General features: G+C 50.5%; 14 protein-coding genes and 1 other annotated feature (1 of these 15 cut by a window edge). Of the genes, 6 read left to right on the top strand and 8 right to left on the bottom strand.

Features of this window, described 5'->3' with window-relative positions:
* Positions 1-16 precede the first annotated feature (16 nt).
* Entirely contained in the window at positions 17-1,423 is a 1,407-nt protein-coding gene (locus tag ABC831_RS00510) for an extracellular solute-binding protein (RefSeq protein ID WP_343246339.1), read from the bottom strand.
* A 225-nt stretch (positions 1,424-1,648) separates the two neighbouring features.
* On the bottom strand, positions 1,649-2,503 hold the full coding sequence (locus ABC831_RS00515) for a helix-turn-helix domain-containing protein (RefSeq protein WP_343246340.1): 855 nt from the start codon (positions 2,501-2,503) through the stop codon (positions 1,649-1,651).
* 89 nt (positions 2,504-2,592) lie between these two features.
* Here ABC831_RS00515 and ABC831_RS00520 point away from each other — a divergent pair, with 89 nt between their 5' ends.
* The 3 genes from ABC831_RS00520 to ABC831_RS00530 all read left to right on the top strand — a co-directional run bounded on the left by ABC831_RS00520 (position 2,593) and on the right by ABC831_RS00530 (position 7,412).
* Positions 2,593-3,771 carry a Gfo/Idh/MocA family protein gene (locus tag ABC831_RS00520; RefSeq protein WP_343246341.1) on the top strand — a complete coding sequence of 393 codons (1,179 nt, stop codon included), beginning with the start codon at positions 2,593-2,595 and terminating at the stop codon, positions 3,769-3,771.
* A gap of 266 nt (positions 3,772-4,037) precedes the next feature.
* Positions 4,038-5,822, top strand: coding sequence for a cache domain-containing sensor histidine kinase (locus tag ABC831_RS00525; RefSeq protein ID WP_343246342.1), 1,785 nt, complete (start codon positions 4,038-4,040; stop codon positions 5,820-5,822).
* Positions 5,823-5,837: 15 nt separating this feature from the next.
* Complete coding sequence (locus tag ABC831_RS00530; protein WP_343246343.1) at positions 5,838-7,412, top strand: response regulator; 1,575 nt, start codon at positions 5,838-5,840, stop codon at positions 7,410-7,412.
* Between the two features lie 51 nt (positions 7,413-7,463).
* Here ABC831_RS00530 and rpoC read toward each other — a convergent pair whose 3' ends face one another.
* The 3 genes from rpoC to ABC831_RS00545 all read right to left on the bottom strand — a co-directional run bounded on the left by rpoC (position 7,464) and on the right by ABC831_RS00545 (position 17,699).
* On the bottom strand, positions 7,464-11,099 hold the full coding sequence (gene rpoC, locus ABC831_RS00535; RefSeq protein WP_343246344.1) for a DNA-directed RNA polymerase subunit beta': 3,636 nt from the start codon (positions 11,097-11,099) through the stop codon (positions 7,464-7,466).
* A 16-nt stretch (positions 11,100-11,115) separates the two neighbouring features.
* Complete coding sequence (rpoB, locus tag ABC831_RS00540; RefSeq protein ID WP_343246345.1) at positions 11,116-14,958, bottom strand: DNA-directed RNA polymerase subunit beta; 3,843 nt, start codon at positions 14,956-14,958, stop codon at positions 11,116-11,118.
* 482 nt (positions 14,959-15,440) lie between these two features.
* Complete coding sequence (locus tag ABC831_RS00545) at positions 15,441-17,699, bottom strand: leucine-rich repeat protein (RefSeq protein ID WP_343246346.1); 2,259 nt, start codon at positions 17,697-17,699, stop codon at positions 15,441-15,443.
* Positions 17,700-18,233: 534 nt separating this feature from the next.
* Here ABC831_RS00545 and ABC831_RS00550 point away from each other — a divergent pair.
* Positions 18,234-18,533: a YciI family protein gene (locus ABC831_RS00550; protein ID WP_343246347.1), complete on the top strand. Its 300-nt coding sequence runs from the start codon at positions 18,234-18,236 to the stop codon at positions 18,531-18,533.
* Between the two features lie 243 nt (positions 18,534-18,776).
* On the top strand, positions 18,777-19,466 hold the full coding sequence (locus ABC831_RS00555) for a response regulator transcription factor (RefSeq protein ID WP_343246348.1): 690 nt from the start codon (positions 18,777-18,779) through the stop codon (positions 19,464-19,466).
* A 12-nt stretch (positions 19,467-19,478) separates the two neighbouring features.
* On the opposite strand, the gene ABC831_RS00560 is transcribed toward ABC831_RS00555, so the two are convergent.
* The gene (locus tag ABC831_RS00560) at positions 19,479-21,659 is read right to left on the bottom strand and encodes a hypothetical protein (RefSeq protein WP_343246349.1); all 2,181 of its coding nucleotides are present in this window, start codon (positions 21,657-21,659) and stop codon (positions 19,479-19,481) included.
* A gap of 185 nt (positions 21,660-21,844) precedes the next feature.
* Here ABC831_RS00560 and ABC831_RS00565 point away from each other — a divergent pair, with 185 nt between their 5' ends.
* On the top strand, positions 21,845-23,818 hold the full coding sequence (locus ABC831_RS00565; protein ID WP_343246350.1) for a sensor histidine kinase: 1,974 nt from the start codon (positions 21,845-21,847) through the stop codon (positions 23,816-23,818).
* Between the two features lie 150 nt (positions 23,819-23,968).
* Here the strand turns inward: ABC831_RS00565 and rplL are convergent, their stop codons facing one another.
* Positions 23,969-24,346 (bottom strand): 50S ribosomal protein L7/L12, encoded by a 378-nt coding sequence (gene rplL / locus ABC831_RS00570; RefSeq protein ID WP_343246351.1) that lies wholly within the window; start codon positions 24,344-24,346, stop codon positions 23,969-23,971.
* Between the two features lie 80 nt (positions 24,347-24,426).
* Positions 24,427-25,014: a 50S ribosomal protein L10 gene (gene rplJ, locus ABC831_RS00575; protein WP_343246352.1), complete on the bottom strand. Its 588-nt coding sequence runs from the start codon at positions 25,012-25,014 to the stop codon at positions 24,427-24,429.
* Positions 25,015-25,055: 41 nt separating this feature from the next.
* Positions 25,056-25,125 (bottom strand) — a sequence feature (ribosomal protein L10 leader region) (it continues 72 nt past the right edge of the window).

Raw genomic sequence — 25,125 nt, forward strand, 5'->3', positions numbered from 1 at the left:
TTGTTTCTGATTGAAGTTATTGATTATTATCGATTTCCGACTGAATGGCCGCTGCCGTATCTTCCGGTGATGTGCCAAGCATCATTCCCACCAGCGCGTTTCTGGTGACATCCTGCATGGAATTCAGCATGTCGTATTCGAACGTATCGCCTCCCAGCTTCTTCAGGTCTCCATTCAATTCTATAGTCTTCGTAAGCATTGGACTCATCTCCATCCCTTCCGTATTCACATCGGTCCGGCCCGGAGTCTGTCCGCAGTCTTTCAGGCGGACTTCTTCTGAGAATGCATCGTGGGTGAATTTTGCCCATTCCATTGTGATTTCTTTCTCGTAACCTTCCAGTTTCCCGCTGTAAACGTGCGCGTCCACATATACGGCTGAATCATCCTTATAGGATTCCTGGTCACTGAAATAAGGAACCGGGAAGAAATCCAGTGAATCTGCGATCTCAGATTCCTCCGCATTGGGGATGAACCAGAGCGGAATACAGATCATGGCATACTTGCCGCTGAGGAAATTAGCGCTCTCCGTACTCCAGTCGATGCCTTCGAAGTTTTCTTCAAACGCGCCTTTATCCTTGAAGCCCTTTAATGTCGTTAAGCAGTCCACCACTTCGGGATCCGTCCATTTGGCATTCCTGGCCCCGATGTTTTTAAAGGTGTCGATACCTGCTTTGCGGTAAGCGACGCAGTTAAAGAAATGTCCCAGCCGCCAGGTATCCTTAGCGCCCATGCCCATAGGAGTAATGCCTGCCGCCTTAAGCTTATCGATGGCCCCGTACAGATCCTCCATGGTCTCCGGCACCGAATCGATGCCCGCCTGTTTGAACAGATCCTTATTATAAAAGATTACTTCCGGCTGCATCGCGAAGGGGATCGCATAGATCCCGTCCACACCATATCCGGATAAGTCAAAGGTGGACAGCGTGGGATCTGTCAGTCCGGAACAGAACTTCTCATCCTCCAGCATGAAAGACAGGTCCATCAGCAGACCGTTCTTCGCATACTCCACCAGGGATGCGCTGCCGTACTGCATCCACATATTCGGAAGATTTCCGGTGGCGATCGCTGTCTTTAGTTTATTATTATAGGCGGCTTCATCTGCCACGGAGTCATCCTGGAAGGTTACATTCGGATGCAGCTTCACAAACTCGTCCATCATTTTCTTAAGCCACGGTGCCTGGGGGTCACTGCCGGCGTATCTGGTCAGAACCGTGATCGTTACCTCAGGTTCCTCTGTCTGAGCAGCCGCATCTGCCAAGCCATTCGGTTCAGCCGTTTCTGCGGCCTGGCTTTTCCCTTCCGTCTGTCCGGGAACACTTTCCTCCTTACTCTCCTGGTTATTGCTTCCACATCCTGCGGCCAGTCCCGCCAGCATACAAACGGTCATTGTTAATGCAAGAAAACGCAATTTGTTCTTTTTCAACTCTTCTCCTCCTGTTTCTGTGAATGATCCACAAGTACGCACTGTACTGTTTATAAAGTTGCGGACAATCCGGATTGTCTGTCTGTGTTTTTATTAAAGCATGGAGCTGCGCTTACAACAATGTAAGATTTTTGGTCATTTTTGAATATTTTTAGGTATATTTTTTGTTGTTGAAGAAAATTAGGAAAATCTTTTTATTTTAAAAATATTTGTATACCGCGCAGTTCAACAAGGGACCTGTCTGTCAACTGCAGTAATCCGGCCGTCCAGGTAAAAGTCTTTATATTTCTTAGGTGTTATCCCTTTTATCTTCTTAAATACCTTCAGAAAATAAAAGTAATCCTCGAAACCGCACTTCGCGGCCGCCAAGGCAATATCCTCCCCCATAATAAGCAAATGGGCGGCATACTGTATTTTACGTTCCAGTACACACTGGTGAATCGTACATCCGTAACGTTTCTTAAATATACTGTTCAGCCTCCGGTAGGACATCCGAAATTCCTGTTCGAATGCGGCTGACTCCAGTTTATACGGAAGATTTTCCAGAATCCACTGAAGCAGATGTTCTGCAAGCACATGCTCCTTCTTCTTGCCATACTGGTTTTTTCGATCGTCCATGCTCAGTATATGCAGGATAGATAACAAATGTAGTCCTAATATGTCGTCCGACAGATAAGACAATCGATAGTCCCGGTACAGAAACATGATCAGCCCCGTCAGATCCACCTCTGCAGACAGTTTTCCCCACAGGGGCAGCCGTATCATACCTTTTGCAGACTTCTGTTCTTTTTCTGCCTGAAGGCTTCTGATCTGAAAGTGAAAATAGTAAACATCGTGCTGCTCAACCTCCATTCCAAAATGCGGAATACCCGGAGGCAGCAGGAAATATTCACCGGCCGCTGCGCAGATCCGGTCTTTTCCTACCCTAATGGTACGTTTTCCCTCCACAACCACTCCCAGCGTCCACATATTCATGGTTCTGTCGGGATGCCGGTTTACCCTGGCTATCCTGCCAAACTCTTTCACCGACAGAGGTGGGATCAGCTCATAATACCTGCAGTTTATTTCCTTTTTTTCCATATATGATTTTTCCTCCATTGTTTCTGACTCGGGTTATTGATAAATTATGCTTGTAAGAACACAGGTTACATATTGAAAGGAGCATCTGAATGAAAAAATTAAATGCAGCAATCGTAGGACTAAGTTTTGGGTTAGAGTTTGTACCTATTTACCTGGAGCATCCGGATGTAGAATCACTGACAATCGTGGAGACAAATCCCCGGCTGCTGAAGGCAGCGCAGGATCTGTACGGACTCCCGGAAGAAAGGTGCTGTTCGGATATCGAACAGGTATTGGATGATCCAAGGATCGACGCAGTGCATCTGGTCACACCCCCGGCCACACACGCCCCCCTGTCGGTCAGGGTGCTGAACGCCGGAAAACACTGCGGCTGTACGATCCCTATGGGAATGAATCTGGAGGAACTCTATCAGGTTCTGGAAGCCCGGGTAAAATCCGGAAAAAACTATATGTTTCTGGAAACAACGGTATTCCAAAGGGAATTCTTTTATGTAAAAGAGCTCATGGAAAAAGGGGAATTCGGCAGGATTCAGTATCTCTCCTGTGCCCACTATCAGGATATGGAGGGCTGGCCTTCGTATTGGAACGGATATCCGCCGCTGATGCATCCCACTCACGCGGTCGGCCCTTGCTTAATGCTGCTCGGCGCTTACCCGGAGAAGGTATATGCCAGGGGGTCCGGCCGCATCCGTCCTGAACTTGCCGCTGCGTATCAATCGCCTTTTGCATTTGAATCCGCCCTGGTGTCTTTGGAAGGCTGTGATGTATCTATCGAACTGGAGCGCTTTCTGTACGGCGTCGCCAGAAGCTATTCTGAGTGCTTCCGCGTCTACGGAGAGAAAAAAAGTTTTGAATGGCAGCAGCTAGCTGATGAGGACCCGGTAGTATTTACCCGGACAGGACGGCTCGAGCAAAATGAGATGTATCATATCGACGGTGATATCCGGCACTCCAGCAGAGGAAGCGAAATCATCCAGGAGCGTGTACAGATACCGGATTACGCGCAGCTTCTGCCGGCTTCCATCGCCAGATTCACAAAGGAAACCGTGTACAACTCGAAAAACAGCCATCTATCCTTTACCCAGGGGGGCGGACACGGCGGTTCTCACCCCCATATGGTCCACGAGTTCATCCGTTCCATCATAGAGAACCGGCGCCCAGTCCCCGACGACATCCTGGGTGCGTACTGGACCGGCACCGGCATCTGCGCCCACCAGTCTGCCCTGGAAAACGGACGTGAAGTCAAGATCCCCAGATTCCATATCTGACCGGAATACTTCATTTCTTATCATGCTATTTTTTCTATCTTAAGACCTGTCTTTGCACTGCACAATGGAAATAATCCAGCTATTTTCCACGTATTTGGGGAAATACTATATTGGTATCTGAATATTCGGAAAAATTTTGGTTTTAGCAATCATTTTGGGAACTTTGAAACCGGGCTTTGAACGATTGCTTCCGGGCAATTTCCCGTACTATAATAAAGGGGATTCAAACATTGACTGTGGATGTGATTAAGGCCAGGAGAGAATATATGAAACATTGGATCCGGGATATCAAACAAGCTTATAAAAACCTGCCGATCGCCAGGAAAATGTCCTTCACAACCGTATTGGTCATGAGTCTGTTTCTGTGCATGATTACCGCTATATCAGCGACTATTTCCTCAGAAATTCTCATACGAAACAATTCCAAAGCGGCCAGCCGCAACCTGGAGCTGATCCGGCTGCGCACAGAAGATCTTCTGGACAATGCGGAACAATTTTCCGGTATCGTGGTATCGAATTACTATATTCAAAAATCCCTCACCGTAGCTGATCAAAGTACGCGGTACCAATATGACCAGCTGGTGGGCAGCATTCTGGACCCCATTACCTCCACCCGCTCTTCGGTAAGTTCCATCGTGGTCTACGGACAGGACGGCCGCGCTGTGTCCTCCAGCAATGTTAGAACCTCAGACCCATCCATACAGGAGGAATATAAAAAATATGCTCCCACGATGGCGGGGGAATGGAACCACCTGATTTGGGATGATATTCATGATCTGCCTTATGAGACTGGTTCCGCGGAGGATAACCAGGGCGTATCGCTCAGACGGAATATTATCTCCATCAACGACGGCAGTATCGCTGGTTTTGTGGTGTTAAATGTGAATGATCATGTCTTTACAGATCTGTATATGGATCTATCTGCGGAAGACGGGATACGTATGATGATCGCTGATTCCACCGGTACTATCATCTCCTCCTCGGACCCCAAGGCAAGTCCGGGCAGAATAACGGATACTCCCTATTTCCAGTGGATGCAGGAAACCCGGAATGGAAGCCGCCGGTTCCCCATGGGCAGTGATAAATATCTGGTAAATACCTGCTATCTGGAACGGTTTGACTGGTATCTGATCAGCCTGTGTCCCCTCGATGTCCTGTTAAAGGACAGCCGGCAGGCCGCAGGGATTTCGCTGTTCTTCGGTGTGGTCCTGCTGATCAGCGCGTTTGCCTTTGCTTCTTATCTGTCCAAAACCATCACGGTCCCCCTCCGCCGTCTGTCCCAGACCATGGATGAGGTATCGGACGGGAACCTGAATACGTATCTGGAGCCTTACGGTATGGATGAGGTGGGCCATCTCACCATGAATTTTAACCGTATGGTGAAGCGTATGAAAAAGCTGATGGATCAGGCCTTCTTCGAGCAGAAGAAAAAGCGTAAATATGAACTCCAGGCTCTGCAGACACAGATCAATCCCCATTTCCTGTATAATACGCTGGAGAGCATCTGCGCATTGATTATGCTGGGCCGCAACGCGGATGCCCACGATATGGTGGCGAACCTGGCCAGTTTTTACCGCATGGTTCTGGGAAAAGGGGAGACGATACTGACACTGCGCAGCGAACTGGAAATCACGGAGCAGTATATCGCGATTCAAAAAGTCCGGTACGCCGAAGACCTGGCCTTCTCCATGCAGATCGAGGAACAGGTTCTGGACTGTCCGATCATGAAGCTGACTCTGCAGCCCCTGGTGGAAAATGCCATCTATCACGGTATCAAGCCGAAAGGGAGCCCGGGAACGATCCGTATCCGGGCCGTACAGAACGACTCCAACATCTTCGTCACCGTAGAGGATGACGGAATCGGTATGGATGCTTCCCAGGTCGAAATGTTAAACCGACCGCTGCAGGACGGAGAAATCCGCAAAGGCTTTGGCGTTGGCAGCGTAGGGGACCGGATCAAACTCTACTTTGGACCCGGGTACGGTATCCACGTCTTTAGCAAGCCTGGATTCGGTACCCGGATAGAAATCCATATTCCAAAGGAAGCTTAGAAAGGAGTATCGCTTATGTTCAAAGTACTAATTATAGACGATGAACTGCTGGTTAGAGAGTTGATTAAAAAGAGCGTTGATTTCCCAGCTCTCGGGTTCGAAATCCTGGGAGAAGCCAAAGACGGCAGACAGGCGCTGGCCATGATCGATGAGCTTCACCCGGATCTTTTGCTGCTGGATATTAACATTCCCATGATCAACGGCATTACCCTGGCCAAAAAAGTGAATACCCAGCACCCTGAGATCCAGATCATTATCCTGACCGGCTACAGTGAATTTGACTATGCGAAAGGAGCCATCGAAGCCGGTGTTCTCGATTATCTGCTGAAACCGCTGAACAAAACGGAATTTACAAAAGCCCTTTTAAAAGCAAAAGAGCTCCTGTCCCGTCAGGCATCCATGCAGCAGAGAATCCACAGTTATCAGATGCACCAGCACCAGCTGGATAAAGAAGCCCTGTTTCTGAAGTTAATCGAGGGGTCAGAGGATTACGGCTCCCTGAATCTGGAGCTCCTGGCCCGCTCAGGAATCGAACCGGAACAGGGTCCCTTCGGTCTGGCCGCGATTCTGATCGACCGTCTGGATGAGCTTTTTTCCACCCAGATGGAGAAGAACCTCTGGAAGTACGCAGTCGCCAATATTACACAGGAGATCCTGGAATCTTCCTTTCCCTGCGTGGTATTCCAGGATACCCATAATCACATCATAATGCTCGCATCCTTGGGCGCACCGGACCGGGAGATGTTATTGCGTTCCTGCTGCCACCAGATCTGCAGCTCAGTCCATGATACCCTGAAGTTCACGGTTACTCTTGGAATCCCTGCTTTGTTCACAAGTCTGCGCTCCTTGTCATCTGCCTATCAGGATGCCCTGTGGGCGTTGGATCACCGTTTTTTAATGGGCAACGCCCGCTGTATATTCCGGGAGGATCTCAAGCCCTCCGCCGGCCTGTTATCTGACTGTGTGGAACCAGGCGGGCTGCTTTTGGAGCTGCGCTCCGGCAGTTATGAGAAAGCCTACAACCAGGCGGAAACCCTGTTGTCCAAAAGTCTGAGCCGTGAACAAATGATCTTTTTGGCAGTGCGGTTACTGTCCGATATTATTACCTGTCTGGAAGAAAACCGGATCAGCTCCGGTCATTTTGAATTGGATGAGATGTTGAAGAAACTGCTATCCATTGAATTAGGCATAGAATTGAAACAGTATGTGCTGGACCGGCTGCTGGAAGCCTGTGAACTGCTCTCAGATTCCTCAGGCCTGAAGCAGAACAGGACGATAAATGAAGCCATCCGTTATATTGACCAGAATTATGCGGACAGTTCCCTGACGCTGACCGGAATCGCAAAAAAATTATACCTGAACGCTTCTTATCTAAGTTATCTGTTCAAGCAGGAGACCGGACTCTCCTTAAGCGAGTATCTGACAAAAGTGCGTCTGCGGGAAGCGAAACAGATCCTGGATGAACATACCGGGTGTCCATTGTCACTGCTGGCTGCATCAGTGGGTTACAAGGACGAATATTATTTCAGTAAATGCTTTAAAAAAGCCTATGGGATCTCCCCGAAGAAATACGCGGAACAAAAAAAGTAAAGACAGCTGCACCTTGCTGCCTTTACTTTTCTTAATTATGGCCGGATCTATTTATTCTTCCTCTACAGAGATCAGTTCTTCCTCAATCTCTTCCAGTTCCTCGTACTCTTCAGACAGTTCGATATCATCGTACTCATCCATATCGCAGTCCAGCTTCACGTTCCTGTAACGCTTCATGCCGGTACCGGCAGGGATCAGCTTACCGATGATAACATTCTCCTTCAATCCGATCAGCGGGTCAACCTTGCCCTTGATGGCCGCCTCGGTCAGAACCTTGGTGGTCTCCTGGAAGGATGCTGCCGACAGGAAGGAATTCGTTGCCAGAGATGCTTTGGTGATACCCAGCATGATCTGCTTGCCTTCCGCGGGCTCCTTGCCCTCTTCCGTCAGCTTCTGGTTCATCTCATCATAATCCAGCACGTCTACCATGGTGCCCGGAAGGAATTCCGCGTCTCCGTTATTCTCGATACGGACCTTCTTTAACATCTGGCGTACGATGACTTCGATATGCTTATCGTTGATCTCCACACCCTGGAGCCGGTAGACTCTTTGTACCTCCTGGATCATGTAGTCCTGTACTGCACGGACACCCTTGATCTTTAACAGGTCGTGGGGATTTACGCTACCTTCGGTCAGCTCATCTCCGGCTTCCAGTTCCTGGCCGTCTGCCACCTTGATTCTGGAACCGTAAGGGATCAGATAGGTTTTGGACTCGCCGGTATCATTGTTGCTGACTACGATCTCACGTTTTTTCTTGGTATCTTTAATCGTGGCGATACCTGCGAATTCGGAGATAATCGCAAGACCCTTCGGCTTTCTGGCCTCGAAAAGCTCCTCGACACGGGGAAGACCCTGTGTAATATCATCGCCGGCCACACCGCCCGTATGGAACGTACGCATGGTCAGCTGGGTTCCGGGCTCACCGATGGACTGAGCAGCGATAATACCGACCGCCTCACCGACCTGAACGGCTTCACCGGTTGCCATGTTGGCGCCGTAGCATTTCGCGCAGATACCGATATGGGATTTACAGGTCAGGATCGTACGGATCTTAACCTTGTCAAGAGGCTGGCCCTTTTCATCCACACCGTTGTTTACCACATTGGCAGCCCGCTTGGGCGTGATCATATGGTTTGCTTTTACGATTATATTTCCCTCGGCGTCTACGACCGTTTCCGCGGCGTATCTGCCGGTAATTCTCTCCTGCAGGCTTTCGATCTCTTCCTTACCGTCCATGAACGCTTTCACATACATGCCGGGGATCTCTTTGCCCTCACAGCAGTCGACTTCACGGATGATCAGATCCTGGGAGACGTCTACCAGACGTCTGGTCAGGTACCCGGAGTCGGCAGTACGAAGCGCTGTATCGGACAGACCTTTTCTGGCTCCATGGGCCGACATGAAATACTCCAGTACGTCCAGACCTTCACGGAAGTTGGACTTGATGGGCAGCTCGATGGTACGTCCGGTCGTATCTGCCATCAGACCACGCATTCCGGCCAGCTGTTTGATCTGCTTATCGGAACCACGGGCTCCGGAGTCAGCCATCATGTAGATGTTGTTATATTTATCCAGACCGGACAGCAGTGCTTCGGTCAGCTGGTCATCCGTATTTTTCCAGGTCTCAACTACTTCTTTGTAGCGCTCTTCTTCCGTAATCAGACCACGCTTATAGTTCTTGGTGATCTTATCTACCGTATCCTGCGCTTTTTCGATCAGCTCCGGCTTCTGGGGCGGAACCGTCATATCGGAAATGGATACCGTCATGGCGGCGCGGGTGGAATATTTGTACCCCATCGCCTTGATATCATCCAGCACTTCGGCGGTCTTGGTCGCGCCATGGGTATTGATGACACGCTCCAGAATCTGTTTTAAGCCTTTTTTGCCCACATGGAAATCCACTTCCAGTTTCAGCTCGTTCTCCGGAATGCTCCGGTCCACGAAGCCTAAATCCTGAGACAGGATTTCGTTGAACAGGAAACGGCCCAGGGTCGATTCCACATTGCCGGTGACGATTCTGCCGTCGGGCATTTTTTTCGTCATCCGGACTTTGATCATGGCGTGCAGGTCCAGCGCTTTATTTTCATAAGCCAAAATCGCTTCATTTACACTCTTAAAGCTCTTGCCTTCTCCTAATACTCCGGGTCTGTGCTGGGTCAGATAGTAGATACCGAGCACCATATCCTGGGACGGAACGGCCACAGGACCACCATCGGAGGGTTTCAGCAGGTTGTTGGGGGAGAGCAGAAGGAAACGGCACTCCGCCTGCGCTTCCACGGACAGCGGCAGATGGACAGCCATCTGGTCCCCGTCAAAGTCGGCGTTGTATGCGGTACATACAAGGGGATGCAGTTTGATCGCCTTGCCTTCTACCAGGATCGGCTCGAATGCCTGGATACCCAGACGGTGCAGCGTAGGAGCACGGTTTAACATAACCGGATGCTCTTTGATGACTTCTTCCAGTACATCCCAGACTTCGGGCTGGAGGCGTTCTACCATCTTCTTGGCATTTTTTATATTGTGCGAGGTGCCGTTGGACACCAGTTCCTTCATAACAAAAGGTTTGAACAGCTCGATGGCCATTTCCTTGGGCAGACCGCACTGGTAGATCTTAAGCTCCGGTCCTACCACGATAACGGAACGTCCGGAATAGTCCACACGCTTGCCCAGCAGGTTCTGCCGGAAACGTCCGGATTTACCCTTTAACATATCGGATAAGGATTTGAGGGCGCGGTTACCGGGGCCGGTTACCGGACGGCCTCTTCTGCCGTTATCGATCAGGGCGTCCACAGCCTCCTGGAGCATTCTCTTCTCATTCCGGACGATGATGTCAGGAGCGCCCAGATCCAGAAGCCTTTGCAGACGGTTATTGCGGTTGATTATCCTGCGGTACAGGTCATTTAAGTCGGAGGTGGCGAAACGGCCGCCGTCCAGCTGTACCATCGGACGCAGATCCGGAGGGATTACCGGGATCACAGTCATGATCATCCATTCCGGACGGTTTCCGGATTCCCGGAACGCCTCTACGACTTCCAGCCTCTTGATGATTCTGGCCCGTTTCTGGCCGGTAGACTCCTTTAAGCCCTTCTTTAAGTCCGCGGCTTCTTTTTCCAGATCAATGGCTTCCAGAAGCTCTTTGATGGCTTCCGCACCCATTCCGACACGGAACTTGCTGCCGTATTTGTCCCTGGCTTCCTGGAACTCTTTCTCGGTCAGGACCTGTTTGTACTGCAGATCAGTCTCGCCCTTTTCCAATACGATATAGGAGGCGAAATATAATACTTTTTCCAGCGTTCTGGGAGACAGATCCAGGATCAGTCCCATACGGCTGGGGATTCCTTTAAAATACCAGATATGAGACACGGGAGCCGCCAGCTCGATGTGGCCCATACGCTCACGGCGGACAGATGCTTTCGTTACCTCAACACCGCATCGGTCGCAGACAACGCCTTTGTATCTGATTTTCTTATATTTACCACAATGGCACTCCCAGTCTTTGCTGGGCCCGAAAATTCTTTCACAAAACAAGCCGTCTTTTTCCGGTTTCAATGTTCTGTAATTGATTGTTTCCGGTTTTTTCACTTCACCTCTGGACCATTCCCGGATCTTCTCGGGGGACGCTAATCCGATTCGAATCGCATCAAAGGTCATCGGTTGATATGCTTCACTGCTTGTCGTTTCCGGCATTTATGGGTACCTCCTTCTATTCTTCGTCAAGGATCTCGTCGATTTCAAAAAGTTCTTCTTCGTCTTCTTCCTCTTCCTCGACGTCTACCAGCTCTCCATCATCAAATTCCTGCTTGCTGAACCCGTACTCACCTAAGGATTCATTGGCAGCGGGTTCAAAACCGTTGTCGCCTTCAATGATTGAATGCAAATCTGTCTCACCGTATTCGGTGCTTTCCATAATCTCTACTTCGGTCTTGTCATCGCGCAGCACACGGACATCCAGGCCCAGGGACTGCAGCTCTTTTAACAGAACCTTGAAGGACTCCGGAATTCCGGGTTCCGGAATGTTATCGCCTTTGATGATTGCTTCGTAAGTTTTCACACGGCCTACCACGTCATCCGACTTCACAGTCAGGATTTCCTGCAGGGTATAGGAGGCGCCATATGCTTCCAGCGCCCAAACTTCCATCTCACCGAAACGCTGTCCGCCGAACTGAGCTTTTCCGCCCAGAGGCTGCTGCGTAACCAGGGAGTAAGGGCCTGTGGAACGGGCATGGATCTTATCGTCTACCAGGTGATGAAGCTTTAAGTAGTGCATGTGTCCGATCGTTACCGAACTGTCGAAGAATTCTCCGGTCCGGCCGTCCCGCAGACGGACTTTACCGTCTCTGGAGATCGGAACACCTTTCCACTCGCTCCTGTGCGCGCGGTTTTCATAGAGATAATCCAGCACATCCGGCAGAAGCTCATCTCCGTGTTTCTCCTTGAACTCATCCCAGCTCAGATTGACATAGTCATTGGCCAGTTCCAGCGTATCCATAATATCATTTTCATTCGCTCCGTCGAATACCGGCGTCGCGATCTTGAATCCCAGCGCTTTGGCGGCCAGGCTTAAATGGATCTCCAAAACCTGTCCGATGTTCATACGGGAAGGCACGCCCAGAGGGTTCAGCACGATGTCCAACGGACGCCCGTTGGGCAGGAACGGCATATCCTCCACCGGAAGAATACGGGAAACCACACCCTTGTTCCCGTGACGGCCTGCCATCTTATCACCGACGGAGATCTTTCTCTTCTGCGCGATATAGATCCGCACCGCCTGATTCACTCCGGGAGATAATTCATCGCCGTTTTCCCTGGTAAATACCTTGGCATCCACAACGATACCGTACTCACCGTGGGGAACTTTCAGGGAAGTATCTCTGACTTCTCTGGCTTTCTCACCGAAGATCGCACGCAGCAGCCGCTCCTCAGCGGTCAGCTCAGTCTCACCCTTGGGGGTAACCTTACCGACCAGGATGTCACCTGCGCGTACCTCAGCACCGATCCGGATGATACCTCTCTCATCCAGATCCTTTAACGCATCATCGCCGACGCCCGGAACATCTCTGGTGATCTCTTCCGGCCCCAGCTTCGTATCTCTGGCTTCCGCTTCATATTCTTCGATATGGACAGAAGTGTATACATCTTCCTGTACCAGACGCTCGCTTAACAGAACGGCATCCTCATAGTTATAACCTTCCCAGGTCATGAATCCGATCAGCGGGTTCTTGCCCAGTGCGATTTCCCCATTGTTGGTGGACGGACCATCCGCCAGGATATCTCCGGCTTCCACCCGGTCCCCCTTGAACACTACAGGTCTCTGGTTATAGCAGTTACTCTGGTTACTTCTGGAGAACTTCGTCAGGTGGTACACATCTCTGGTACCATCATCACATTTTACCACCACTTCATTGGAAACAGAGCGCTCCACCACACCCGGATGCTTCGCGATCGCGCAGACACCGGAGTCGGCCGCAGTCTTGGCTTCCATACCGGTACCCACGATCGGGGCTTCGGTGGTCAGCAGCGGCACTGCCTGACGCTGCATGTTGGAACCCATCAGCGCACGGTTGGCATCGTCATTTTCCAGGAAAGGGATCAGCGCCGTAGCTACGGAGAATACCATCTTCGGGGATACGTCCATGTAGTCGAACATGCTCTTCTCGTATTCCTGCGTCTCCTCGCGGTAACGGCCGGATACGGACTTATGGACGAAATGCCCGTCGGCATCCAGCGGCTCATTGGCCTGCGCCACATGGTAATTATCCTCTTCGTCCGCGGTCATGTAGACTACTTCCTCGGTGACGACGGGATTCTGCTTATCGCTCTTATCGATTTTCCGGTAAGGGGCTTCGATAAATCCATATTCGTTAATCCTCGCATAGGTAGCCAGGGAGTTGATCAATCCGATGTTCGGGCCTTCAGGCGTCTCGATCGGGCACATTCTTCCGTAGTGGGAGTAGTGCACGTCACGGACCTCGAATCCGGCACGGTCTCTGGAAAGACCACCCGGTCCCAATGCGGACAGACGTCTCTTATGGGTCAGCTCACCTAACGGGTTGTTCTGATCCATGAACTGGGACAGCTGGGAACTTCCGAAGAATTCCTTCACGGAAGCGGTTACCGGCTTAATATTGATTAAGGACTGGGGAGAGATCCCCTCAAGATCCTGGGTCGTCATACGTTCCCGGACCACACGTTCCAGTCTGGACAGACCGATCCGGTACTGGTTCTGAAGCAGCTCGCCCACGGCACGGATCCGGCGGTTGCCCAAATGGTCGATATCGTCGTCATTTCCGAATCCATGCTCCAGATGCATATTATAATTGATGGAAGCCAGGATATCTTCCTTGGTAATGTGCTTCGGAATCAGCTCATGCACATTTTTACGGATCGCTTCCTTAATATCTTCCAATTCACTATTTTCTTCCAGTATTTTTTTCAATACCGGGTAGTATACTAATTCTGTGATACCTACTTCTTTCGGTTTTACATTTACGAAATTGGTGATGTCCACCATCATATTGGAGAGAATTTTGACATTGCGCTCTTCTCCCTGCATCCACACAAAGGGAACCGCAGCGTTCTGGATATCATCGGCCAGGCTTCTTGTCACTTCCATGCCGGCTTCCGCCAGAATCTCTCCGGTGGTAACGTCCACCACATCCTCGGCCAGAACCTTTCCTCTGATCCGGTTCTTGAGCGCCAGTTTTTTGTTAAATTTGTATCTGCCGACTTTCGCCAGGTCGTATCTTCTGGGGTCGAAGAACATGCTGGTGATAAGGCTTTCTGCGCTTTCTACAGCCAGGGGCTCGCCGGGACGGATCTTTTTGTATAACTCTAAGAGACCCTCCTGATAATTTTCAGCAGTATCTTTCGTCAATGTAGCTAATATTTTCGGTTCCTCACCAAACAGATCTATAATCTCCGCGTTTGTGCCGAATCCCAGCGCACGTACCAGCACGGTTACGGGTACCTTTCTGGTTCTGTCTACACGGACATAGAAAACATCATTGGAGTCTGTCTCATATTCCAGCCATGCTCCACGGTTGGGAATCACAGTCGCAGAATACAGTCTTTTTCCGATCTTATCGTGACCGATCGCGTAATAAATACCGGGAGAACGAACCAACTGGCTGACGATAACACGTTCCGCTCCATTAATAATGAAGGTTCCGTTTTCTGTCATGAGCGGAAGATCACCCATAAAAATCTCATGCTCGTTGATCTCGTCGTTCTCTTTGTTATAGAGTCGCACGCGGACCTTTAAGGGCGCCGCATAAGTAGCATCCCGCTCTTTGCACTCTTCGATGGAATATTTCACATCGTCTTCGCACAGAACGAAATCTACGAATTCCAAGCTCAACTGACCGCTGTAATCAGCGATTGGAGAGATGTCTTCAAAAACTTCTTTCAGACCTTCGTCCAGAAACCATTGGTAAGAGTCCTTCTGAACTTCAATGAGGTTGGGCATTTCCAGAACTTCTTTTTGTTTTGAATAGCTCATCCGGACGTTCCTGCCGCTTTGCATCGGACGTATTCTGTTTTTCTCCATTGACGTTTTCACCCCTTGCTTATTTTTAAATGCCTGTTTTCCTGGTACTACCAATACACCTCCAAAAGGGCATAGAGATAGAAGGCATATGTCACCACAATAGTGCATTTTTCATGATAACACAGGGATTTTTTTGTGTCAAGCTATATTTTCAGAAATTTGAAATTAGTTTTTTTCTGCTTTTTCCCGCTGAAACAATAGCTTGCACACGCATTTCCTGTATTTATTTCAATTTTTGTATAATTTACATAATGAATAGCATTCCTTACCTATTTTGCCTCTATAGATAATCGACAGAAAATATGCATTGCATACCTGGTTTCTTTTCTTTTTTCAGTCAGCCTTTGCTTTTCCGGTTCTGGTATTCTTAATGCCGATTCCTTACAGAGTGCTTTATAATAGGAAGAAAAGGTCTTAAAAAAGCAGAACCTGCTCCTCTTCCCAGAGCACGTTCTGCTTTATATACCGGATTCCGCCGCAAGTCAGATCCGCTCGAACTGGAATCCATGGTTTCTGGCATATGTCTCCGCGTATGTACCAGTCCGGCACTTGATCTTCATGTAAGGACAGCCGAGAAAAGCGCGGTCTTCGATCCCCTTTACGCTGGCTGGGATCGTGACTGAGCCCAGGAGCTTACAATCTTGAAAAGTATCCCAGGCGATCTTTTGTACACCTTCCGGAATCTCAATGCTGCGGAGTCCACTGCCCTTGAAAGCAGAAGCCCCGATGACCCTTACGCTGCCGGGAAGTTTGACATTCTTCATTCCATAGGTACAATTTGAGAAAGCGGATCCCCCAATCTCCTGAACACCATCCGGGATCTCCATATCCAGATATTTGCACCATGCAAAAGCGGAATCTCCGATTTTACGGACACTTTTGGGGATCGTAACCTCTCTCAGGTTTGTGCATCCTTTAAAAGCACTCAGGGGGATTTCCCGGATTCCATCAGGAATGATTATTTTTGCGAGATTCGAGCAATTGCAGAAAGCGCCCATCCCGATGGACTGCACACTGCCGGGGATAGTGATGTCCCGGAGTTCCTTACAGGAATCAAATGCCGCATTGCCGATAGACAGAAGTCCTTCGGGCATGGAGATCCTGTTTAGATCTAAACAATGTTCAAAGGCGGATTTTCTGATATGGCGCAGTCCCTTCGGCAGGACGACCGATTGCGGACGAGACGGATTTTTCGCGAACATATTCCTTAATGTCCCTTTCAGTGTGGCTGCCATGAAATTATTAAACGCCTCCTCTCCAATCTCAGAGAAGCCCTCCGGCACCAGAATAATTGTCTCGCCGGCAAACATTTGCGAAGCCAGCTCTTTTGTCAGGATTCTGGCCGTCAAAGGGGTCGGGGACAACATTGTTCGGGTGTCCGTCTGCTCCAATACGTCTGCATGTATAGGAGCATCGGTATGCATATCAGTGTCTTCCTGGATAACAGCCTGTTCATCCGCCATTTTGTTTTTAAAAGATTCTTCACGGCTGACTTTCTCCTGCAGCAGTCCATAAGCCATTCCCACCGCTACCGTATCCTGGGGTTTTCCGCTGATCCGGATCCGGGCCGGCTCCGCCTGTATCTTCGGCAGATGGATCTCTCCCAGCCGGGGCGCCTTCCCCGTCAGGATCTCAGGTATGAAATACCACTGGCTGTGCCCTCCGGTCAGCAGCACCAGATCCACGCTCTCTCCACCGGCAAAGGTAAGAGCTTCCTTCCTGGCTTCTTCCAGGCAGCCGTTGACCAGTACCGCAAAGTTTTTCAGATATTCACAGGCCGTATGCTCCAATTCCCCACGGCTGATCACCGGTGAGAAATCCGGCAGCAGCGGAAACGGATTTTTCACAGCCTCAAAGTAAGCCACTTCCTTTCCCCGCTTCAATGCCCGGGACACCGTAATCTCCTTCCAGGTCTTAATGGCTTCGATATATTTCTCCTGGAAATGATCCGTAAAATAGGAGGGGACGATCTCGGGCTTTTGTCTCAGATAGTCCTGCACGTAACCGCACAGGATGCTGTCTATCTCTTTACCCCCGAAATAAATGGACGTTTTCTCATCCGGCCAGGTTGTCAGAATCTCCGTACGCCCTTTCTCATAGCGGCAGACCGCCAGATCGGTGGTTCCCGCTCCCATGTCCGCGAACAGCAGATATGCAGGCCCCTCGGCAGGCAGAAGCTTCTGCTCCCGCAGCTCCTTCTCGCTCTGAACGATCAGGGCCTTCACCGCAGCTTCCGGCTCCGTGATTCCTCTCACATCACGGAATCCGGCTTCCCTGGCCGCCTCCACTATGAACTCCCGCTCCTTCGGCCCATACTTGGCCGGATAACTCACGAAGACGATCTCCTCATCGGAGTTATCCCCCAGTTGTATGGATTGCTGCCGGTACTGGCGGTACAGATAGCCGAAGAACTGACGCGTCAGCCAACGGGCGCGGCTCCTGATTTCCTCGTCCCCGCTCTCCAGTTCCGTCTTAAAATTTCTCCAGGTCTTCATGCCCGGCTGCTCGCTGGCCGCGAACCGCCCAAACTCGCAGTCGTCCTCCGCCAGCTCAAGATCCGGGCTGATCACCGCGTCATCCGGGATCTGTACCAGCGTGGGGACATTATCGTAGCCGTCAAAAATCACGTTGGAGACGGATAAGCGGTCCGCCAGCGGCTGATCGTTTTCTCCGTACCTTTTCACCCGCACCACCGTGGTGCTGGTGCCAAAATCAATACCTACTACACGCTTTATACTCATATCCCTCACCTTTCTTTTATATATTATCTCCCATTATTTCCGCTACACCGTCGGGAATGATCAACGAATCTAAACACTCACAATTTTTGAAAGCCTCTTTCCCAATCCTCAGAACACCGCCGGGAACATCAATACTTCATTCAGCCGCCCCTGTGATGTTATTTCCTTACTAACGTTATTTTAACATTTCTCAAAACTATAATATACTTGCGGCATTTTTCGCCATCCAAACGGCATATTATCTATCTGCAGGAAAATCTCTGTCTGTCAATCGCATATCTACATTATAACTTATAAAATATAAAAAACAAAGGGCCTGGAAGCGAGTCTCCCCCCTCGCCGGGGCAATCTACGGTGTCTATTCTGCGAATGGGAGAATCGGTTCTAAGGCAGACCTGCACAGTCAGCAGGAAACCCACAGAGTCATAACAACCAGCAGATACAAGGTCAAAAATAAGTAACTGCTGATTTGCTAATGGTATTGAATAGCTGTAAAATATCCCTATAAATCAAAGTTACGGAGGATAAGGGAAAATGGAAAAATCAATGTATATGATGATGATTCAAAAGAGTAAGACCTATAACAAAATCACAAAGAAAGTGGTTGAAGAACACGTTGCGAACATAAGAAGATTAGATGATGAGGGTAAACTGGAAATCTGTGGTGTTTTTAAAGGATATCCAGGGATGGCAGGTATGTACATCCTGAAAGCAGATAGCCGGGAGGAAGCAAAAGCACTTTGTGATAGTGAACCATTAGTAGTTGGAGGATATGCTACATACAAACTGATTGATTTTACTATTGCAAATCGTGAAAATAATTATTTACTTTAAAGAAAATAATCAGATTTCACATTTCTATATGATTGTATTCAATATCACAAGCAGTTAGTCTATATGATTGACTGCTTTTTAATGCAAAAATGGAACCTTTTCCATAAATAAAATTCCGCGTACAGAAAAACATCAAGAGTATTGTGACGAAATTGTGATAAATTGGCAGCAATTCCTGATATGCACGTTCTACAGAACATGGTAAAATATTTCCAACGACTTGTAAATTTATGCGAAAGAAGAGTGATTTTTATCGATCGGATACTGATCGCAGATGACGATACGGATCTGCTGAACACATTGGAAGAATATCTTCAGAAGAAAGGCTACCGCGTCCTGAAGGCATCCTCCTCGAAAGAAGCACTCGAGCTGGCCTCCACTGCCTCCCTGGACTGCATCGTGCTGGATGTCCGGTTCCCGGACGGGGACGGGCTGGCGGTCTGTGAGAGTCTGCGCCGGGTCAGCCAGGTCCCCATTATCTTTCTCTCAGCTTATGCCAAAGAGGATGACCGCATCCGGGGGCTCATGGCTGGCGGCGATGATTTTATGGCGAAGCCTTACAGTTTAAGAGAACTGGAGCTTCGCATCCGTATCCGGGTCCGAAGAAACCGGGAGACGGAGACAACGGATGTTCTGCGCGTGGGAGAACTGGAAGTGGACAGCGGAACCCTGGAGGTTCGCAGCGGTTCCCGGTCCGTCATGCTCACCGTCCTGGAGTTCGACCTGCTCTCCTTTCTGATCCGACATCCGGAAACCGTATTCTCCTATGAGCAGCTGTACGACCGTGTATGGGGAGTCCCTATTAACCGCGGGCTGCACAACCTGCAGATGTGCGTCGCACGAGTCCGTCAGAAGCTGAACCGGCTTTGTCCCGAATTCCAATACATAGAGACCGTCCGCGGAAGGGGCTACCGTTTCCGGAACAAGCCCTGACCTTGCCGCCTGTCAGCGTTTCATCCGGTGAAGCACTGCGGCAGCGGCAATTCCGCACGCCAGCAGGCCTGCCATGACCAGCAGAATCTGACGCTGCCAGGACATACTGTCAGCAGCCGTCCCCACAGGAGTCATGCCGTTCGGATAGATGGTATCGGAGATTCCGGCTGTAGCCTGACCTTCACGGATTATTATAGGATTGGAAATCTCTTCTCCCGGAGCACCTGAGGCCATGTCGGGTTCGCCCCTGCTGGTATCGCTACCACTTCCGGCTTTGCTGGCATTGTTGGCCTTGCTGGCATTGTTGACTTTACCGGCATTGTCAGCTTTACCCGTTTTGTCGGAATTACCGCCGTTTCCAGTTCCGACGGTATTACCAGCTGCATTGCTACTGGTTCCAGAGGCTCCTATCATACCGTTTTTCCCGGATACTTCGGTATTTTTACTGTTTTTAGCATTTTCACTATATTCGGTATTTCCACCGTTTTCGGCATTTCCGCCGTTCCCCTCCGGGTCGGTACCTGATACAGAGCCGGCTTCCGCGCCAGTCCCCGGCTGATCTGCGTCCTCATTTCCCCCACTGTCGTGTGTGCTATCCAAGCCGGCAGAACCCGACGGACCGGTAACGATCTCGGCCTTTCCCTGATCCGGTATCGGTTCCGGCTCTCTGTCCGGTTCGATCACAGCTGTTCCTCCGCCGCGATTGCCGCCCCCCTCGTCATCATCCTCACCAGGCTTTCCCTCGGATGTAAGAAGAGGGAGCCGCAGAGGCTTTGACACCCAGCAATGCTCTCCATCCCGGTCCTTTGCCACGATACGGAAATCCCGCACCTGATTTCCCACCAGGTAAAACTTGCAGGCATCATGGCTTATGGAGCAGCTGCCCTCGTTCCAGGTAACACCGCCGTCTTCCGAGACTTCTCCCCGGACATCCGTCGCCCCTTCCGGCAGGATGTAATAGAGATAGGCGCAATAAGCACCGTTACCGTGCCAGTCGTAGTGGGTGATGGTGATCTGTTCCGGCTCATAAAAGAATCCTTCGCACCTGAGAGGAGCGAAAGAGGGCAGGGTTCTCCCCTCCCCGTCCACGATCCTTCCATAGACCGAGAATCCTTCTTCGCTGCACTGCAGACTGTCCATATCCCACTGAACCGGGTATTTACGGTATTCCAGCCGGCCATTCTCATTGACCTCTGTATCCGCCTCTGAAGGAAGCTGTTCCTCTTTTATCTCCCCTCCGCCCTGCACCCACAGTCCGCGGGCCGGCATTCGCACCTTGCACTCATAGATAACAGGACAGCCATAGCGGGCCAAAACCTCCTGGCCCGTGTAATGATATCCGGCGCCGTCCTCCTGCCAGACGGCATACCCGTCCCCTGATAATTCAAACTCCACTCCATCCAGATAGAGTTTCCCTCCCTGTTTCACCTGGAACAAGCCGTCCCTGGCGTCTTTCCCAATTATTCGTATGGCAGGCACCAGCTCGTTGCGGTTCCCTGTTCCGAGTGCCGTAGAGAGCTGGCAGAATGCACCATCCTCCACGATGATACGGAAGCCGTTGGTATCGATGGTAAATCCCCTCTTATAGCGGTTCCCTGACAGGTATTCGTCCGCCATATCGATCTTCAGCTCCTCTTTGCGAAGGTACAGATCTTCCTGCAGAGTTCCCGTCCCTGTCTTATAGATCTCAAGCAGAAGGGAATCCAGCGCCTCATTTCCGGTAGGCCCCGGCACATTTGTGTCATTGGGCGGCGGTGTGGATGGTATCCCCAGGCCAGCCACTTCTACGGTGACCTGATTCGAAGGTCCCGCCTGGGGGCCGCCGGTAATAATGATCCGGCAGGTAAAATATGTCGTATCGGGAAACTGACCGGTAAGGGAAGTCAGATCCAGGAACACATTGGTATTGGGAACATCCCTGGCTGTGATCTCTTCCATAATGCTGATCCTGTTCCATGCTCCCCCCGCAAAGCTGTATTCCGCGTAAACTTCCTCCGCATCAGGCGGAAGCTGCTGGCTCTCCCTATTAAAGCTCAGACCGACGATCAACGTCCCATCCTTCTGAGGACGCGCTGTTACTATAAGATCATCCACAGGACCTGTTACCTCATCTCCTGTGAAACAAACCGGAGCGGATTCCGCGGAATCCACCGGCACTGGTTCCCCGTAAGATCCGCCTTCATTCTCCGGCACTGATTCCCCGCAAGATTCAGACGCACTCCCCGGCACTGAATCGGGCGGAAAGCTTGTTCCCGCATAAGCGGTATGATAAACTGAGAATATGAGGAGGAGTACTCCCAGGACGCTCCAGATCGGTTTTCCTTTCATCGCGGTATCCTTTCTGAATTATTTGCTTCTCCGAAAAGAGGTGTTCACATTTGACCAGATCTCTGAGGAAGGACGGCACTATACTTCTGCTCTCACTCGTGGCGGCGGCAGCCTTCCTAGCATTCCTATATGGCTATGACAACAAATACACGCATGCGCTGCCAGCCTCCAAGGGCATCTGCGTCTGGACGGAGGATGATACCGGTCCCTCCTTCCTCATCGATGAGTGGGAGTACTATCCGGGGCAGCTGCTGACACCGGATGATTTTGTGTTCTCCCAACATAAACGCAGCTATATCTATCTGGGGGAGGAACCTAATTTTTCAAACGAACTGGACAGCCCTTTCGGGACAGCCACCTACCGTATCCGGCTGCAGAGCCGGAATTCTGCGGTTCTGTCTTTGTATGTGCCGGAAGTGCTGTGCGCCAGTAAAGTATTTATCAACAAAGAGGAGGCCGGGAGTACCGGCAGCGTGTCCCCATACCAGCCTCTGATCCGAGACCAGGTATACCCGCTGCCGCTGGACGGCGAAGCTGAAATCATCATCCAGACCGCGAATTACTCTCACTATTACGGGGGAGTGTATTATCCTCCGGCGGTGGGATCTGCTCAGGAGATCTCGTCCATGCTTGCGCAGCGTATGATGTTATACGGTCTCTTCTGCTTTGGCCCTATGGCCATCGCCTTGTCCAATCTGGCGCTGTGGGCAGCCGGCAGAGCCCGTAAAAACAGGATGGCCCTGTATTTCGGAGTGCTTTGTACCGCTTTTGCCGTGCAGGTCTGCTATCCTTTTTTGCATATGGCCCAAGGCACGGCGGTCCGATTGCAGTACCTGCTGGAAAACACGGCAGGCGGCCTGGTGCTGCTATGTACTGTGGTATTAACGGTACATGCCGCGTCCCTTCAGGCGCGTCCGTTGTACCGCCGCGTCTTGTTGCCTGTAATGGTATTTTTTCACCTGGTATACGTGCTGTTTTCTTCGTTTATTTTACCATATACACCTTTATTTATCAACGCGTTCGGCCTGATGGTATCGGTTTGGAAGCTGCTGAGTGCGGTGTGTCTGATCGCTGTTTCCATCTATGGTTATCGAAAGAACCGGTCAGGCAAACTGTATCTGCTGACCGCCTCCGTGCTGTTCGCTGTGTTCCAGCTTTTTTCCGTGCTGACCATCAATCGTTTTGAACCTATCCGCGGAGGCTGGCCGGAGGAATACGCCAGTCTTCTGTTCGTGGTTCTGTTTGCTGCTATGATGGCACGCCGCAGCCGGGATATCATGGAGGAAAATGAAGCTTTGAATGAGCATCTGCAGCAGGAAGTGGCGAGACAGACCGAGGCTCTCTCTTCCCTTCTTCGGGATAGGAAACGGTTCCTGGCGGATCTGGTACATGACCTGAAGACGCCGCTGACAGCCGTGCGCAATTATACGGAGCTGATACGCCTAAACGGCGTGGGACTGGATCAGGAAACCGAGGAATACTTAAATGCCATGTCTGATAAAATGGATGCGCTGAATGAGCGCTTCGGGATACTCCGGGAATTCACCGCCACCGAACGGGAGGGGTTCCATCCCCAGGACCTGTGCCTGAATAAGCTGTTAGCTGAATTCCACAGGCAGAACAAGCCGGATCTGGAGGTCAACGGCCAGCATTTTCTCCTGTCGCTGCCCAGAACTCCGCTGAATGTCTGCGCCGATCCCGACCAGCTCTGGCGTGTGCTGGAGAACCTGTGTTACAACGCCCTGTCCTTCACTCCCTCCAACGGGGACATCCGGATCTCGCTCCACCTGGAACCTGACGGACGGCGCGCCTGCATCCAGGTATCGGATTCGGGGGAAGGAATCCCAGCCCAGGATCTCCCCCATATCTTTGAGAGGAATTACTCCAGCCGAGCCGGAGAGGATAACAGCGGGTTGGGATTGTTCATCGCCAGACGGATCGTGCTGGAACACGGCGGAACCATCACCGCAGAATCCGAAGAGGGGGGCGGAAGCGTATTTACTATACTGCTGCCGCTGTCATAAAAGCAAAAGGGGACATGTCCATTCCGGTTTGGGACATGTCCATTCTGGTTTGGACATGTCCCAAACTGAAATGGACATGTCCCCTTTCGTGTTCCCGTTCGTCAAAAAACCCCGGCGGTCACCCGCCGGGGTCTCAATGTGCACACGAGATTATTTAAGTGTAACTTTCGCGCCTTCTGCTTCCAGTTTCGCTTTGATTTCTTCGGACTCTTCTTTGGAAGCAGCCTCTTTGACAACCTTGGGAGCGTTGTCAACCAGATCTTTTGCTTCTTTCAGTCCCAGACCGGTTACTTCACGAACAACTTTGATAACTTTAACTTTGTTCGGTCCGATTTCAGTTAATTCTACGTCGAACTCAGTCTTTTCTTCTGCTGCTGCACCTGCATCTCCAGCGGCTGCTGCTACTACAACGCCTGCTGCTGCGGATACACCAAATTCTTCTTCACAAGCTTTTACTAATTCATTTAATTCCAGTACGGATAACTCTTTGATCGCTTCGATAAATTCAGCGGTGGTCATTTTTGCCATTTTTATTCCCTCCATTATTTTCTGATATTTTACGTAATTTCACTGATTCCTGCCGTAACGGCAGTTCTGTTTGTCCCAGATTATTCCGCTGCCGGAGCTTCTGCTTCCGCTGCGGGCGCTTCGGCTGCTGCCTCTGCTGCAGGTTCCTCTGCTTTTACTTCCGCGTCAGCGGGGGCTGCTGCTGCGCCGCCTGCTTTCGCAATCTGATCAATAACACGGGCAAAGTTTGCAATAGGAGACTGGATACTTCCAAGGAATTTCGCCAGCAGTTCGTCTCTGGACGGAACCTTGGCAACCTCTTCGATGCCTGCTGCATCATAATAAGTACCTTCTACTACGCCTGCCTTTAATTCCAGCTTCGGAGCAGTCTTTGCGAATTTTGCCAATACTCTTGCGGGAGCAGTGGCATCTGTGGTCGAGATCGCGATGGCGCTGGGCCCTTCCAGATGGGGAGCCAGGCTTTCGAAATCCGTTCCCTTAAAAGCAAAGTTCATCATGGTGTTCTTATATACTTTATAAGTAACGCCTGCTTCTCTTAACTCTTTACGGAGTTTGGTATCTTCTTCTACTGTTAAACCACGGTAGTCAACCAATACAACCGCCTGCGCGTCTTTGATCTGCCCTGAAATTTCTTCAATTACGGGTTGTTTTAACTCAACTTTTGCCATTGAACGTGTGCACCTCCTTATAGATTTTATACTGCCGTTTTCCTCGAATAAGAAAAGGCCTCATCTGTCCTGAGACAAAAGAGGCCAAAATTCATTCTAATCGTTAGAAAT

The sequence above is a fragment of the Diplocloster hominis genome (genome assembly GCF_032380655.1).
In the GTDB taxonomy this organism is placed as follows: Bacteria; Bacillota; Clostridia; order Lachnospirales; family Lachnospiraceae; genus Diplocloster; species Diplocloster hominis.

What these genes read in the sequence shown, in the direction of transcription:
- ABC831_RS00515 (WP_343246340.1), bottom strand. Translation starts at nt 2,503, where the DNA reads ATGGAAAAAAAGGAAATAAACTGCAGGTATTATGAGCTGATCCCACCT.
- ABC831_RS00520 (WP_343246341.1), top strand. Translation starts at nt 2,593, where the DNA reads ATGAAAAAATTAAATGCAGCAATCGTAGGACTAAGTTTTGGGTTAGAG.
- ABC831_RS00525 (WP_343246342.1), top strand. Translation starts at nt 4,038, where the DNA reads ATGAAACATTGGATCCGGGATATCAAACAAGCTTATAAAAACCTGCCG.
- ABC831_RS00530 (WP_343246343.1), top strand. Translation starts at nt 5,838, where the DNA reads ATGTTCAAAGTACTAATTATAGACGATGAACTGCTGGTTAGAGAGTTG.
- rpoC (WP_343246344.1), bottom strand. Translation starts at nt 11,099, where the DNA reads ATGCCGGAAACGACAAGCAGTGAAGCATATCAACCGATGACCTTTGAT.
- rpoB (WP_343246345.1), bottom strand. Translation starts at nt 14,958, where the DNA reads ATGGAGAAAAACAGAATACGTCCGATGCAAAGCGGCAGGAACGTCCGG.
- ABC831_RS00545 (WP_343246346.1), bottom strand. Translation starts at nt 17,699, where the DNA reads ATGAGTATAAAGCGTGTAGTAGGTATTGATTTTGGCACCAGCACCACG.
- ABC831_RS00550 (WP_343246347.1), top strand. Translation starts at nt 18,234, where the DNA reads ATGGAAAAATCAATGTATATGATGATGATTCAAAAGAGTAAGACCTAT.
- rplL (WP_343246351.1), bottom strand. Translation starts at nt 24,346, where the DNA reads ATGGCAAAAATGACCACCGCTGAATTTATCGAAGCGATCAAAGAGTTA.
- rplJ (WP_343246352.1), bottom strand. Translation starts at nt 25,014, where the DNA reads ATGGCAAAAGTTGAGTTAAAACAACCCGTAATTGAAGAAATTTCAGGG.